This is a genomic window from Streptomyces sp. NPDC050658 (genome assembly GCF_044457025.1).
Lineage (GTDB): Bacteria > Actinomycetota > Actinomycetes > Streptomycetales > Streptomycetaceae > Streptomyces.
Window position 1 is genome coordinate 51529 of sequence record NZ_JBITGM010000006.1, and the last position, 13921, is coordinate 65449.

The following is a 13921-nucleotide window of genomic DNA, read 5'->3' on the forward strand; positions in this document are numbered from 1 at the left end:
GAACTGCGCGACAAGCCACGACGGCGCCGCACCCGAAAAGCTAGTGCGTCTTCAGGTCAGCATTCGCACTGATGACGGTGCCATCGGCGGCGGTGAGCGTCAGCCCCCGGTGCGTCAGCCGATAACTCACCTTGCCGTCAAAGAGCTTCAGCAGCTTCTGCTCGGTCTCACGAGCAGCGCCCTCACACATCATCCGGGTACTGCGGGGCGCGCCCAGAGTGATGTGCTCGCCCTGCACCTCGGCCTTGGCCGTGACGTTGTTGCAGCCGAGGTTGCCGCGGACGGTGCCGTCCTTGCCGAAGGCGAGGAACGCCTTGCCGTCGACCTCCTTGGGCAGGGACGTCGAGGTCTTGTCGTCGCCGACGGCGTTCACGACCCACTTGGTGCCCGTCAGCGGCGCGTCCGGCTCCGAGGTGAGGGCCACGCGGTCTCCCTTCTCGGTGGTGAGCGTCAGCTTGTCGCCGTCGACTGCGGCCTTCAGCTCGCCGTTGCCGAGGGTGCGCGTCAGGGTCTCCTCGAAGTCCAGTTTGTCGCAGCCCATGTCGGTCGACGTGGCGTTGCCGAAGTCGATCTTGTCGCCCTTCATGGACACGTCAGCGGAGAATCCGTTGCAGCCGTAGTTGCCCTGCGCCTTGCCCTTGTCGTCGATCGTGACGTGGGCGCCGCCGGGTGCCTGCTGCTTCTTGCCGTCCACGGTGAGGCTCTGGACGCTCCAGTGGACGCCGGTGATGGGCAGCTCGGAGGCGACGGAACCACCGCCGTCGCCGTTGCCCGCTCCGGTCTCGGTGCCGCATGCGGTGAGCAGCCCCGCGGTGGCCAGGGCTAGGACGGTGGGGGTCAGTCGCTGCTTCTGCATGTCGCTGTGACGGGACAAGTGGGGGTTCTGGTTCCCCCGCCCGTACCGGGAGTCACCGTCAGCTCATGACCGGCAGCAGCCCCGCCAAGTCCGCCCGCTCGCCGCTCGCACTCACCCTCGCCTCGTCGAGCGCCGCCTTCCAGTCCGTACGCCCCGTCGCCAGGCGGATCCAGGTCAGCGGATCGGTCTCGACCACGTTCGGCGGGGTGCCCCGCGTGTGCCGGGGCCCCTGCACGCACTGGACCACGGCGAACGGCGGCACCCTGACCTCGACGGCGCCGCCGGGTGCCTTCACCGCGAGGGCGTCGGCGAGCAGCCGGGTGCAGGCGGCGAGGGCCTGGCGTTCGCAGGGGACGTCGAGGCCCGGCACGGCGTCGTTCAGGTCGTCGGTGTGGACGATCAGCTCGACGGTGCGGGTGACCAGGAAGTCGTCGAGGGTCATCGCGCCGAACCGGGTCGGGGTCAGCCGCCCCGCCGTGCCGTCCGGCAGCGCCTCGTCATAGGCGGCGAGGGTACGCGCGTACAACTCGGCGAGATCCTGGGCGGCGAAGGCGCGCGACGCCTCGTCGACCTGCTCGGCGGCCGATGCCGTCGCGAACGGCCAGTCCAGGAGGGCGACTTCGCGGGCCGCGGGCTCCGGCATGGCGAGGAACCTGCTGACGGCGCCGAGCCCCATGGTGAGGTGCGCGGCCAGCTCCCGCACCGTCCAGTCCCCGAGCCGGGTCGGCAGCGCGAGCTGCTCGGGCTCCAGGGAGAGCACCGCTTCTTGTACGTTCACGAACTGGGCCCGCACGGCGGTGCGGATCTTGGCGGAGTCGTACGTACGCGTGCGCTTCTTGGCCGGTGGCATGGGGCCGAGCCTAATGCGGTGCGGGGTAGCCCCGGAGACCGTTTTCGACCTGGGCGAAGACGCGCTCCGCGGACCCGGCACAGTCCTCGGCGATCTTGTCGAGGGAATCGCCTTCCAGGGTGCGGCGGTGGTTCTCCGTGATCAGCGCGTTGCGGGCGCCGAGCAGCTGGGCGGCGGCGACCTGCGCGAGCAGCCGGTCGCCGGTCTCCTCGGCGAGCGCGTCCGTGAGGAGCTGCATGCTGCGCATGTGGAAGACGACCATGCGGTGCGCCAAGGTCGGGGTGTCGCTGATGAGTTGCCGCACCTTGAGGGCGCGCGGGTCGCCGCTGAGGCCGACGGCGGGGTCGTGCCCGGCGATCTGCGCGAGGAACGCCTCGCGCACCGCCGTGACGGCGGAGTCGCCGGGCTTCCGCTCGCGCACCGCGCGGGCCGGGTCGCCGACGTGCTCCTCCATGGGGCTGACGATCACGCCTTCCTTGGTGCCGAAGTAGTTGAAGACGGTCATCTTCGACACTTCGGCCGCCTCGGCGATCTCCGCCACGGAGACGTGGTCGAAACCGCGCTCGGAGCAGAGGTCCACCGCCGCCCGCCAGATCCGACTCGCGGTCTGCCTCTTCTTCCGCTCGCGCAGCCCGAGCTCCTCAGTCATGCAGGTCACGGTACCGGCAGCCCCCGCCGGGACCAGCAGGTCCGGACGGGGGCGGCAGGCGGAACCGTCAGGCGAAGAGCCCCGGCAGGGTCCCCTCGTGCGCCTCGCGCAGCTCGCTCAGCGGGAGCGTGAACTCGCCCTGTACGTCGACCGCGTCACCGTCGACGACACCGATGCGCGTTACGGGAAGGCCCCGCGCCCCGCACATGTCGGTGAAGCGCAGCTCCTCGGAGCGGGGGACGGCCACGACCGCACGCCCGGCCGACTCGCTGAACAGCAGGGTGAACGCGTCCAGACCGTCCGGGACGATCAGGCGCGCGCCCTTCCCGCCACGGAGGCAGGACTCGGCGACGGCCTGTGCGAGACCGCCGTCGGAGAGGTCGTGCGCGGCGTCGATCATGCCGTCGCGCGAGCCCGAGACGAGGATCTCGGCGAGCAGCCGCTCGCGCTCCAGGTCGACCTTGGGGGGAAGTCCGCCGAGGTGGTCGTGGACGACCTGCGACCAGACCGAGCCGCCGAACTCCTCGCGGGTCTCACCAAGGAGGTACAGCAGCTGGCCCTCTTCGGCGAAGGCCATCGGCGTACGCCGTGCCACGTCGTCGATCACACCGAGGACGGAGACGACCGGCGTCGGGTGGATCGCCGCCTCGCCCGTCTGGTTGTAGAGCGAGACGTTGCCGCCGGTCACCGGGGTGCCCAGGATCTGGCAGGCGTCGGCGAGACCACGGGTGGTCTCGGCGAACTGCCACATCACGTCCGGGTCCTCGGGCGAGCCGAAGTTCAGGCAGTCCGAGACGGCGAGCGGCTTGGCGCCCGTCGCGGCGACGTTGCGGTACGCCTCCGACAGGGCGAGCTGCGCGCCGGCGTACGGGTCGAGCTTCGAGTAGCGGCCGTTGCCGTCGTTGGCGAGGGCGACACCGAGGCCGGTCTCCTCGTCGATACGGACCATGCCGGAGTCCTCGGGCTGCGCGAGCACCGTGTTGCCCTGCACGAAACGGTCGTACTGGTCCGTCACCCACGCCTTGGAGGCCTGGTTCGGGGACGCGACGACCGCGAGGACCTGCTCGCGCAGCTCGTCCGAGGTCGCCGGGCGGGCCAGCTTGCCCGCGTCGTCCGCCTGGAGGGCGTCCTGCCACTTCGGACGGGCGTAGGGACGCTCGTAGACCGGACCGTCGTGGGCGACGGTGCGCGGGTCGAGGTCGACGATCTTCTCGCCGTGCCAGAAGATCTCAAGCCGGTCGCCGTCGGTGACTTCACCGACGACGGTGGCGATGACGTCCCACTTCTCGCAGATCTCCAGGAAGCGCTCGACCTTGTCGGGCTCGACGACGGCACACATCCGCTCCTGCGACTCACTCATGAGGATCTCCTCGGGAGTGAGCGTGGAGTCGCGAAGGGGTACGTCGTCGAGCTCGACGCGCATACCGCCGGAGCCGTTGGACGCCAGCTCGGAGGTCGCACAGGAGAGACCGGCCGCACCGAGGTCCTGGATACCCACGACCAGCTTCTCGGCGAAGGCCTCCAGGGTGCACTCGATGAGGAGCTTCTCCTGGAAGGGGTCGCCGACCTGCACGGCCGGGCGCTTGCTCGGCTTGGTGTCGTCGAAGGTCTCGGAGGCCAGGATCGAGGCGCCGCCGATGCCGTCGCCGCCCGTGCGAGCCCCGTACAAGATGACCTTGTTGCCGGGGCCGGAGGCCTTCGCGAGGTGGATGTCCTCGTGCCGCATGACGCCGATGGCACCGGCGTTGACCAGCGGGTTGCCCTGGTAGCAGGCGTCGAAGACCAGCTCGCCGCCGATGTTCGGCAGGCCCAGGCAGTTGCCGTAGCCGCCGATGCCCGCGACGACTCCGGGGAGCACGCGCTTGGTGTCGGGGTGGTGGGCGTCGCCCATCCGCAGCGGGTCGACGACCGCGACCGGGCGCGCGCCCATCGCGATGATGTCGCGGACGATGCCGCCGACACCGGTCGCCGCGCCCTGGTAGGGCTCGACGTACGAGGGGTGGTTGTGCGACTCGACCTTGAAGGTGACCGCGTAGCCGTTGCCGACGTCGACGACGCCCGCGTTCTCACCGATCCCGACGAGCATCGCGTCGTTCTCGGGGGCCTTCTCGCCGAACTGGCGCAGGTGCACCTTGCTGCTCTTGTAGGAGCAGTGCTCGGACCACATGACGGAGTACATGGCGAGCTCGGCGCCGGTGGGACGGCGGCCCAGGATCTCGCGTACGCGCTCGTACTCGTCTTCCTTCAGGCCCAGTTCGGCCCAGGGCAGCTTGACCTCGGGGGTCTCGGCGGCGTGCTTGACGGTGTCGAGAGTCATCAGACGTTGACCAGCTTCTTCAGGATCGAGGTGAAGAATCCCAGGCCGTCGGTGCGGCCGGTCCCGATCAGCGGCTCGACCGCGTGCTCGGGGTGCGGCATGAGGCCGACGACATTGCCGGCCGCGTTGGAGACACCGGCGATGTCCCGCAGCGAGCCATTGGGGTTCACGTCGAGGTAGCGGAAGACGACCCGCCCCTCGGCCTCCAGCATGTCGAGGGTCCGCTCATCGGCGACGTACCGTCCGTCGATGTTCTTCAGCGGTACGGAGATCTCCTGGCCGGCGTCATAGTCGGCGGTCCAGGCGGTGCCCGAGGTCTCCACGCGCAGCTTCTGGTCTCGGCAGATGAAGTGCAGGTGGTTGTTCTTCAGCATCGCGCCGGGCAGCAGGTGCGTCTCGGTGAGCACCTGGAAGCCGTTGCAGATGCCGAGGACCGGCATTCCGGCCTTCGCCTGCTCGATGACGGACTCCATCACCGGCGAGAAACGCGAGATGGCCCCCGCGCGCAGATAGTCGCCGTACGAGAATCCGCCGGGCAGCACGACGGCGTCGACCTGCTTGAGGTCCTTGTCCTTGTGCCACAGCGGCACGGCTTCGGCGCCGGCGACGCGGACGGCGCGCTGGGTGTCGCGGTCGTCGAGCGTTCCGGGGAAAGTGACGACTCCGATTCGAGCGGTCACTTCTCTTCCTCCACCTTTACGAAGAAGTCTTCGATCACGGTGTTGGCGAGGAAGGTTTCCGCCATCTCGTGGATACGGGCGAGGGCGGCCTCGTCGACCGGTCCTTCCACCTCGAGTTCGAAGCGCTTTCCCTGACGTACGTCGGAGATGCCCTTGAATCCGAGGCGCGGCAGTGCACGCTGCACCGCCTGGCCCTGGGGGTCGAGGATCTCCGGCTTGAGCATGACGTCGACTACGACGCGTGCCACTGGCACTCCCGGTGTGTGGTGCTGGCTGAGCGGTCCCTTCAGACTACCCGCACAAAAATTCTACTCGCGTAGATTCGTAGAATCCTACGTGAGGACGGTCACGTTCCCGCAGCTACTCACGTATCGAACAGGGCACCTTCGCGAAAAATCCTGGAAAAGATCACGCATCACCATTGCTCCCGGACACGCGGAAGGATTTAGTCGGGCTTCACAATGCAATGCCGGGCACTGTACAAAGGAATTGGCATTAGCCGATGCTTAGCGCAAAACAGTGCTCATAACAGCCGGACAGTCGGCATCACCGCACGTCAACGCGGTGCAGCCGCACGAAGGGACCGATATTCGTGGCGCAGCGTGTCGTAGTCACTCTCTTTGACGACATCGACGGCGGGGAAGCGGCGGAGACCATCGCTTTCGGTCTGGACGGCAAGTCGTACGAGATCGACCTCAATCAAACCAATGCCAAGAAACTGCGCACGGCGCTCGCCCCGTACCTGGACGCCGCCCGCAAGCAGTCGAAGTCCGGCAAGGCCTTCCGGCACACGGCGGTGACCCCCGACCCGGCGGCCGTCCGCGCCTGGGCCCGCTCAAACCAGATGGACGTGCCGCCGCGCGGCCGCATCCCGAAGAAGGTCTACGAGGCCTTCGAGGCGGCCAACTGAGCCTTGGCCCGTGGCCGCGCCGACCTGGTCCGACAGCCGGCCAGGAGGGCCCCTCGGCAACCGACTTGACCTGCACCCCCGCAGGTCGGCTAAAGTCTGGAGCACGCCGAGGGGCGAGGCCGAAAGGCTAGAACCTCACGGGGTCTTGCGGGTGTAGTTCAGTAGTAGAACATCCCCCTTCCAGGGGGAAGGCGCAGTGTGCAATTCCTGTCACCCGCTCTGCATCGCTTACCGACCACTCTTCTGGGTGCGGTAGGCTGGTGCTCGCACCGATCAGTGAGAGCTGGTCGGAGGCAATGCGAACGTAGCTCAGTTGGTAGAGCGCAACCTTGCCAAGGTTGAGGTCGCGAGTTCGAACCTCGTCGTTCGCTCCATTGAAGAAGGCCCCGGTCATCACGACCGGGGCCTTCTTCGTGCATCTGACGCGGTGATGTTTTCGTGGAGGTGGCTCAGGGGTGGTCGGCCGGGTGCGGGGGATGCGACGGGGCTGGCACGGGCTCAGCAAGATCGAGAAGGTCGAGCTGCAGAGCCTGGCCATGTGGCATGCGATGCCGTGGATCTTCTTCCTCAGCTGGGGTCTGCTTCCGCTGGGCGTCAGCATGCGGAACGATCCCCTGCCGCTGACGCTCGGCTGGACGCTGATCGTGGTGGCCGCGCTGCAGTGCCTGCACTGCAACCGCACCCTGCGGCGCTCCCTCGACCACTATCTGAAGCGGGCCGAGCTGCCGCGCCGCGACCTCGCCGTATCGCGCGGGCTCATGATCACCATGGTGGCGCTCGCCGTCGCCCTCCAGGCCGTCGACGGCGTCACGGAGGGGATGCTCGGCTTCGCGACGCTCTTCCTGGCCGTCCCCTACGGGCAGTCGCTCGCCTTCGCCGTGCCGGTCCGTTCCTTCTTCCTGCGCTTCGCGGTGCTCGACGCGGTGATGGTGGCGGCGTTCGCCGCCGCCGGAATGCGCGGCCCGCAGCTCGCCGGGCTCGCCGCGTTCATCGCCTTCGCCGCCGTCCTCGCCGCGCTCTCCTCGCGCTGCGGCGCCTGGAACCTCTCCGTGATGTGGGAGGCCGACCGGGCCCGCGAGATCGCCGACCGGGCCCGTGAGGTCGAGGCGCGGCTCGCGGTCGCCGAGGAACGGCTGCGGTTCGGGCGGGACCTGCACGACGTGATGGGGCGCAACCTCGCGGTCATCGCGCTGAAGAGCGAGCTGGCCGAGCAGTTGGCGCGGCGCGGGCGTGAGGAGGCGTTCGAGCAGCTGGCCGAGGTGCAGCGGATCGCGCGGGAGTCGCAGCGGGAGGTGCGGGAAGTGGTGCGGGGGTATCGCGACGCGGACCTCGCCGTCGAACTCGCGGGGGCGCAAGGGGTGCTGGCGGCCGCGGGCATCGACTGCCGGGTCGTCGGGGCGGGCGTGGCCGAGGGGTTGCCGGCGGCCGTGCAGTCCGCGTTCGGGTGGGTTGTGCGGGAGGCGGCGACGAACGTGTTGCGGCACGGGGACGCGGGGTGGTGTGTCGTCACGCTGGCCGGCGCCGAAGGGCGTACGACGTTGTCCGTGGAGAACGATGGGGTGCCAGAAGGTTCCGTCGCCCGGGCCGGGTCCGGGCTCGCGGGGCTTCGGGAGCGGTTGGCCGCGGTGGACGGAGTGCTGGACTTCGCGTCCGGCGGAGGGAAGTTCCGTCTGTCGGCGGAGGTTCGGCTGTTGTCTGCGGAGGTTCCGCCGTTGTCTGCGAAGGTTCCGCCGTCGTCGGCAGAGGTTTCGCTGGCCGGTGCACGGGGCCCTGAAGTGAAGCGTAGGACGGAGACCGCGGGATGACCCTTCGTGTACTGCTCGCCGACGACGAGCATCTGATCCGTGGCGCGCTCGCCGCGCTGCTCGCGCTCGAGGACGATCTCGTCGTGGTCGCCGAGGCCGCTTCCGGGCCCGAGGCGCTCGCCATGGCGCGTGCGCACCGGCCCGATGTGGCCGTGCTCGACCTGGAGATGCCCGGCGCCGACGGTGTGAGTGTGGCCACATCGCTGCGGGACGAACTGCCCGACTGCCGGACCATGATCGTGACGAGTCATGGCAGACCGGGACATCTCAAGCGGGCGCTCGCGGCGGGGGTGCGGGGCTTCGTGCCGAAGACCGTCAGCGCCCAGGACCTCGCCGAGATCATCCGCACCGTGCACGCCGGAAACCGTTATGTGGACCCGGAGTTGGCCGCCGACGCGATCGCCGCCGGGGACTCCCCGCTGACCGCCCGCGAGGCCGAGGTCCTCGAACTCGCCGCCGACGGGGCGCCCGTCGCGGAGATCGCCGAGCGGGCCGCGCTCTCCCAGGGGACGGTCCGGAACTATCTCTCCTCCGCGGCCAGCAAACTCGGTGCCGAGAACCGGCATGCCGCAGTGCGACTCGCACGCGCCCGAGGTTGGGTATAGTTGTCCTCGCGCTTCGGCGCAGCGCGGACGTAGCTCAGTTGGTAGAGCGCAACCTTGCCAAGGTTGAGGTCGCCAGTTCGAACCTGGTCGTCCGCTCCACGGAGAAAACCCCCGGTGCCTCTCGGCGCCGGGGGTTTCCTCATGTGCGGGGCGGCTACCAGGCGGTGCCCGTCAGACGCTCGTACGCCTCGATGTACTTGGCGCGCGTGGCGTCCACCACGTCCTGCGGGAGCGGGGGCGGCGGCTGCTCGCTCTTGCGGTCCCAGCCGGAAGCCGGGGACGTCAGCCAGTCGCGGACGAACTGCTTGTCGAAGGACGGCTGGGCGCGGCCCGGCTGCCACTGGTCGGCAGGCCAGAAGCGGGACGAGTCCGGGGTCAGGACCTCGTCGGCGATGATCAACTGCGTGCCCTCGTAGCCGAACTCGAACTTCGTGTCGGCGAGGATGACGCCCCGCTCACGGGCGATGTCACGCGCCCGGCCGTAGACCGCGAGGGTCGCCTGACGGAGCTGGGCCGCCGTGTCCGCGCCGACCTGGCGGGCGACTTCCTCGTACGACACGTTCTCGTCGTGCTCGCCGACCTCGGCCTTCGTGGCGGGCGTGAAGATCGGCGCGGGCAGCTCGGAGCCGTCGCTCAGGCCGTCGGGCAGCGCGAGGCCGCAGACGGTGCGGCTGGCGTTGTACTCGACCAGGCCGGAGCCGGTCAGATAGCCGCGGGCCACGCACTCGACCGGGACCATTTCGAGGGACTTGCAGACCGTCGTACGGCCTTCCCAGTCGGCGGGGGCGCCGGCCGGGACGTCCGTGGAGATGACATGGTTCGGGACGAGGTCGGCGAGCTGGTCGAACCACCACAGGGAGAGCCGCGTGAGGACCCTGCCCTTGTCGGGGATCTCCGTGGGCAGCACCCAGTCGTAGGCCGACATGCGGTCGCTCGCGACCATGACGAGGTCGCCCGCCTCGTTCCGGTACAGGTCGCGCACCTTGCCGGTGTGCACATGCACCAGGCCCGGGACCTCTACGGGCTCGGGCTTTTCTACGAATCCGGACACGGTTCCTCCCCGTGGTTCTGGCCAAGTCCTGTCGATTCTCCCGTATCGGGTGACGGGTTTTGGCCATGGGCTGCCGTGGGGGTGCGTGGGCTTGGCCTCAGTGGGAACGGAACCACCTCAGTGGGAACGGGACCACCTCAGTCCCGTTTGCAGATGCGGTCCAGGAGGTTGGCCGTCGCGCGCTGGACTCGGGAGTCCACATGGCCGGGGCGGTCGAGCGCCGGGGACCAGGCGAAGGTGCCCGACGCGAAGACCAGGGCGCCGGAGGGGGCGCGGTAGAGCGACGACTCCTGGTGGCGCGTGGCGCCCTCGCTGTCCTCGTACGGGGAGTGGGCCAGGAGGATGCGGCCCTGGTGCTCGGGCAGGGCGGTGCGCGGGAAGTAGCGGTCGGCCTCGCCGGCGACCAGGCCCTCGATCTCGTCGCCCTCGTGCGCGCCCGTCGCCTCCCAGAGCCAGTGGTCGGCATTGCGTACGACGAGGGGGGCGGGCTCCGGGACGCGGCCCGCGTACTGGATGCCGAGCAGCTCCTGCTCCGCCTTGTCCTGCTCGCGCCAGAGGGCGGGCCTGCCGGGGCCGTGCCGCTTGCGGCAGGTCAGCAGGCGGTCCTCGACGCCGGACGGGGACGGGCCCAACTCCACCTGCCAGTACATGGTGTTGGCGGAGAGGAAGACGAGGGATGTGCCGTGCTCGCGGGCCAGCTCCGTGGTGCGGCGCATGTTCGTCGACCAGTACTCGTCGTGGCCCGGGAAGACCAGGCCCCGGTAGCGCGTCGGGTCGATGCGGCCCGCGTGCAGGTCGCGGGTGTCGGCGTACGCGAGGTCGTAGCCGTACCGCTCGGCCCAGCGGATGAAGTCGTAGGCGTGGCCCACGTGCAGGGGCAGGCCCGCGCCCGCGTACGGGCGGTCGAAGGAGACCGTGTGCGCGGCCTCGCTCTCGCCGAGGAGGCGGCCCTTCTCGTCCCACGCGTGATAGAGGCTGGCGCCCGTGCGGCCGTCCTCCGGATAGAGGTTGTACGCCTGCCAGGTGATGTCCGGGAGCAGGAGCAGCAGATCGGCGGGGTGGCTGTCGCGGACCGTGAAAGGGACGTGCGAGCGGTAGCCGTCGGCGGTGGTGAGGACCGCCACGTACGCCCCGATGTTCCAGTAACTCGGGATCTGCAGCCGCCAGGAGAGCCACCAGTGGTGGCAGGAGACCGTGCGGTCGGCGGTGAGCGGGGGCGGCTGGACGATGCCGGAGAGACGGGGGCTCGTGGTGATCTTCGATGCCCCGTCGCCGCCGTAGTGCCCGATCCGGTAGATGTCGACGCTGAACTGCTGCGGCGGGTCCACCGTCACGTGGAAGTCGATCGCCTCGCCGGGGGCCGCGGCGCCGGTGGAGGTGAAGCCCTTGATCTGGCCGTGTACGTCGTCGGCGGTGCGCGGGCCGTTCGTCCGGGTGCGGTCGCGGGGCGCGGGGATGTTCCGCGCACCGGGGGCCGGGGCGTGGTCGATGTACCAGGGGACGACCTGGCCCGTGTCGTCGAAGTAGTGCTCGGCGCCGCGGAGCCACGGGAGCGGGCCCTGGCCGAAGGGGTCGGTCACGGCGTGCGCCAGGGCGCCCGATTCCCACCTGCGGATCTGCTCCGACCCCATGTGTGTACCCCTCCCTCACTCCCCCGAGACGGTGCTGCGCCGTGCTGGCTCTTTGCTGTGCGGTGCCGTGTTCCGTGCGGTGCTCTGTGCCGTGCGCCGGTGCTGGTGACAGGTGCTGCTGACATGTCCGGTCCGGCGGTCGGTCCCAGCACATCACATTACGCACGCACTCCGTCACCGTTCGTCGCTAATTGACGGGAACGGAACGAGGGGTTCCGGGTGGGGTGGAGAAGCGTGGCGAGGGAATGGAGGGGCCGGGCGTCCAGAGGGCCGGGCGTCCAGAGGGCCGGGCGTCCAGAGGGCCGGGCGTCCAGAGGGTCGGGCGGGGGGGCCGCCGGGTCAGACCAGGCGGACCGGCTTCTCCGGGCGGACGCCGAGGCGGGCCAGCCAGCCCTTCAGGGGCACCGGGTCGCCGTCCTCCACCAGGCTCAGGACATGCGGCGTCAGGTCCTTCGCGCGCTCGCCGTCGACCAGGAGGGATGGACCGTCCAGCCAGTCGAGGCCCGGCGCCGCGCCCGCGGTGTCCACGGCCGCGCAGCAGACCAGCGCCGTGACGTGGTCCGCGAGCAACTCGCGGCCCGAACGCGGCGGTTGGAGCGGGAAGAGGGGCAGCATCCCGTCGTCCCAGAGCGCGTCGTCCGGCCCCTGTCCCGCCGGGGCGGGGCGCGGCGGGGCGGTGGCTTCCTCGCGGGCCAGCTCGGCGGTGAGGCCGGCGGCGAGGAGGCTGCCGGGGGCTTCGGGGTTTTCGGAGGGTTCGGGGTGCTCGGGGCTCTCGGGGTGCTCGGAGATTCCGGGGATCTCAGCGGACTCGGAGGGTTCGGGGTGCTCGGCGGACTCGGAGGGTTCGGGGTGCTCGGCGGACTCGGAGGGTTCGGGGTGCTCGGCGGTGGCCTCTTCGGGATCGGCGGGGGCCGGTGCCTCCGTGCCCGGCTCCGTGCCGGCCGTCGTCAGGTGGTCCAAGACCCGGCCGAGGGTGGGGCCCTTGGCGTCGGTGGCCGTCGGGTCCGTGGCGTGGCCGACGCCCAGGGAGTCCAGGACTCGGTGCAGCCGGGCCGCGTCCGTACGCCATTTACGGTCGACGACCTCGTCCGGATACTCCTGCCAGGCCACCGGCGCCCAGCCGGGACCCGGCTCAGCGGGGCCGCCGTGGAAGAGGCGGGCGGCGAGCAGCGAAGCCGCCTCGTCCACCGAACCCGGCTCCTCCAGGAGGTCACAGGCGGGGCGCTCGCCCAGTCGGGACGCGAAGCCCTCGGCCAGGCGGTCCCTGCGGGACAGCTCGGTCAGCGCGGAGACGACTCCCGCGTCGAGCCGCGAGGGCCAGCGGCCCATTCGCCAGGCGGGCAGCGCGACCTTGGTGAGCAGGCGGTCCCAGCCCGCGTACGCGAGCCCCACCTGCTCCTGGGCGACGATCCGCACGCCATAGTCCACGGCCTGCGCGCGCTCGGCCGCCGCTGCCGCGACACCCCGCTCCATCTCGCTCGCATGCCCCCGGCAGCTGCGCAGGAGCAGCCGCGTCACCCAGCCGACACCGCCGAGGAGCCAGCGCACGAGGGGGCCGCGGCCGGGGGCGGAGGTGACCGCGACCGCCGCGTCGAGCCCGCGCACGAAGCGCCGGGCCGCGGCTATGTCGGGGTGCGCCGAAGGTCCCGTACCGGCCACGACCGGGGCGAGGACCGCGCGCAGCTCGCCGACCCGCATCCACCACAGGAAGGGGGAGCCGATGACCAGCACGGGGGCCTCGGGGGGCTGGCGGCGCGGGGCCGGGCGGCCGTCCCGCACGCCGTTGACCTCGGCCTCCGGTGGGCCCTGACTCTGCGCGGGTGGGCCGTGCGCGGGGTGGGTGCGGTCCTCCAGCCAGCTGTCGCAGTCCGGGGTGAGCGCTATCGCGGAGGGCGCGGGGACGTCGAGGCGGTCGGCCAGGTCCCGCACCAGCCTGTACAGATCGGGGGCCGAGCTCTCGGCGATCGGGACCGTGGGGCTGACGGCGGGCCTGGAGCGGGCGACGACGAGCGCGATGCCCGCGGCGGCGAGCAGCACGACGACGGCGACGGCCGTCACGATGCCGCGCGCGACGTCCCAACTCCCGCCGGTCAGCTGGCCCGTGACCCCGCCGGCGAGGAGCACGACGGCGACGGCCGCCGGCAGCAGTGCGACGGCGAGGGCCCTGCTGCGGATGCGCAGCACGGCCAGCGCCTGGGAACGCGCGGACTGCGCGCCCACCTCCACGCCCGTACCTGACACGACCTACGTCACCCCCTGCTGCCTCGTCCGCCTGCTGCCCGGCCGCCGGCGGGGACCGGGGCCGAGGGCGGACGGCAGCCGCCGATGGATTTGCTCACTCCCCCACTGTGGCACCCGCCACTGACATCGCAATGCCGGTGGTCTGTTTGGCTATGGGCACCTGAACCGCTTGCGCCGCACCCTAGTTGGGGTGTCGGGCATCGTCAGCCGGATGGGCCAGCGGTCACTCGATGGAATGGCTTTGGGTAAAGGTGGATGACGATCAGGCCCCGGATCCAGTGTCAGATCCGGGGCCTGTCGGGTGGTGTGCCGGGTGCGATCGGCGC

Annotated in this window: 12 protein-coding genes and 3 tRNA genes; 6 read left to right on the plus strand and 9 right to left on the minus strand. The window is 70.5% G+C overall.

Going from position 1 to position 13921, the window contains the following annotated elements; translation table 11 throughout:
• Window positions 1–40: 40 nt before the first annotated feature.
• The 6 genes from ACIBKX_RS21475 to purS all read right to left on the minus strand — a co-directional run bounded on the left by ACIBKX_RS21475 (window position 41) and on the right by purS (window position 5600).
• Window positions 41–856: an META domain-containing protein gene (locus ACIBKX_RS21475; RefSeq protein ID WP_363270460.1), complete on the minus strand. Its 816-nt coding sequence runs from the start codon at window positions 854–856 to the stop codon at window positions 41–43.
• 58 nt (window positions 857–914) lie between these two features.
• On the minus strand, window positions 915–1706 hold the full coding sequence (locus tag ACIBKX_RS21480; RefSeq protein WP_363270459.1) for a sterol carrier family protein: 792 nt from the start codon (window positions 1704–1706) through the stop codon (window positions 915–917).
• Window positions 1707–1716: 10 nt separating this feature from the next.
• Complete coding sequence (locus ACIBKX_RS21485; protein ID WP_363270458.1) at window positions 1717–2355, minus strand: TetR/AcrR family transcriptional regulator; 639 nt, start codon at window positions 2353–2355, stop codon at window positions 1717–1719.
• 67 nt (window positions 2356–2422) lie between these two features.
• On the minus strand, window positions 2423–4672 hold the full coding sequence (gene purL / locus ACIBKX_RS21490; protein ID WP_363270457.1) for a phosphoribosylformylglycinamidine synthase subunit PurL: 2250 nt from the start codon (window positions 4670–4672) through the stop codon (window positions 2423–2425).
• Window positions 4672–5352, minus strand: coding sequence for a phosphoribosylformylglycinamidine synthase subunit PurQ (gene purQ / locus ACIBKX_RS21495; protein ID WP_363270456.1), 681 nt, complete (start codon window positions 5350–5352; stop codon window positions 4672–4674). Before purQ ends, purL begins: the two co-directional genes overlap by 1 nt.
• Window positions 5349–5600 (minus strand): phosphoribosylformylglycinamidine synthase subunit PurS, encoded by a 252-nt coding sequence (purS, locus tag ACIBKX_RS21500; RefSeq protein WP_363270455.1) that lies wholly within the window; start codon window positions 5598–5600, stop codon window positions 5349–5351. The genes purQ and purS overlap by 4 nt, the downstream gene beginning before the upstream one ends.
• Window positions 5601–5944: 344 nt before the next feature.
• Here purS and ACIBKX_RS21505 point away from each other — a divergent pair, with 344 nt between their 5' ends.
• The 6 genes from ACIBKX_RS21505 (at window position 5945) to ACIBKX_RS21530 (ending at window position 8771) form a co-directional block, all read left to right on the plus strand.
• The gene (locus ACIBKX_RS21505) at window positions 5945–6262 is read left to right on the plus strand and encodes an Lsr2 family protein (protein WP_363270454.1); all 318 of its coding nucleotides are present in this window, start codon (window positions 5945–5947) and stop codon (window positions 6260–6262) included.
• A 147-nt stretch (window positions 6263–6409) separates the two neighbouring features.
• Window positions 6410–6481: transfer RNA gene (locus tag ACIBKX_RS21510), tRNA-Gly, on the plus strand.
• Between the two features lie 79 nt (window positions 6482–6560).
• Window positions 6561–6636: transfer RNA gene (locus ACIBKX_RS21515), tRNA-Gly, on the plus strand.
• A 102-nt stretch (window positions 6637–6738) separates the two neighbouring features.
• Entirely contained in the window at window positions 6739–8067 is a 1329-nt protein-coding gene (locus tag ACIBKX_RS21520) for a histidine kinase (protein WP_363270453.1), read from the plus strand.
• Window positions 8064–8672: a response regulator transcription factor gene (locus ACIBKX_RS21525; protein WP_363270452.1), complete on the plus strand. Its 609-nt coding sequence runs from the start codon at window positions 8064–8066 to the stop codon at window positions 8670–8672. Before ACIBKX_RS21520 ends, ACIBKX_RS21525 begins: the two co-directional genes overlap by 4 nt.
• A 23-nt stretch (window positions 8673–8695) precedes the next feature.
• Window positions 8696–8771 (plus strand) — tRNA-Gly (locus ACIBKX_RS21530).
• Between the two features lie 55 nt (window positions 8772–8826).
• Here the strand turns inward: ACIBKX_RS21530 and ACIBKX_RS21535 are convergent.
• From ACIBKX_RS21535 to ACIBKX_RS21545, 3 genes are all read right to left on the minus strand, one after another.
• Entirely contained in the window at window positions 8827–9723 is an 897-nt protein-coding gene (locus ACIBKX_RS21535; protein WP_363270451.1) for a phosphoribosylaminoimidazolesuccinocarboxamide synthase, read from the minus strand.
• Between the two features lie 137 nt (window positions 9724–9860).
• Entirely contained in the window at window positions 9861–11354 is a 1494-nt protein-coding gene (locus ACIBKX_RS21540; RefSeq protein ID WP_363270450.1) for a N,N-dimethylformamidase beta subunit family domain-containing protein, read from the minus strand.
• A 339-nt stretch (window positions 11355–11693) separates the two neighbouring features.
• Entirely contained in the window at window positions 11694–13595 is a 1902-nt protein-coding gene (locus ACIBKX_RS21545; protein WP_363270449.1) for a hypothetical protein, read from the minus strand.
• Between the last annotated feature and the right edge of the window lie 326 nt (window positions 13596–13921).

Excerpts from the sequence above, each read along its gene's own strand:
- ACIBKX_RS21475 (WP_363270460.1), bottom strand. The coding sequence starts at position 856 with ATGCAGAAGCAGCGACTGACCCCCACCGTCCTAGCCCTGGCCACCGCG.
- ACIBKX_RS21480 (WP_363270459.1), bottom strand. The coding sequence starts at position 1,706 with ATGCCACCGGCCAAGAAGCGCACGCGTACGTACGACTCCGCCAAGATC.
- ACIBKX_RS21520 (WP_363270453.1), top strand. The coding sequence starts at position 6,739 with ATGCGACGGGGCTGGCACGGGCTCAGCAAGATCGAGAAGGTCGAGCTG.
- purL (WP_363270457.1), bottom strand. The coding sequence starts at position 4,672 with ATGACTCTCGACACCGTCAAGCACGCCGCCGAGACCCCCGAGGTCAAG.
- ACIBKX_RS21525 (WP_363270452.1), top strand. The coding sequence starts at position 8,064 with ATGACCCTTCGTGTACTGCTCGCCGACGACGAGCATCTGATCCGTGGC.
- ACIBKX_RS21540 (WP_363270450.1), bottom strand. The coding sequence starts at position 11,354 with ATGGGGTCGGAGCAGATCCGCAGGTGGGAATCGGGCGCCCTGGCGCAC.
- ACIBKX_RS21485 (WP_363270458.1), bottom strand. The coding sequence starts at position 2,355 with ATGACTGAGGAGCTCGGGCTGCGCGAGCGGAAGAAGAGGCAGACCGCG.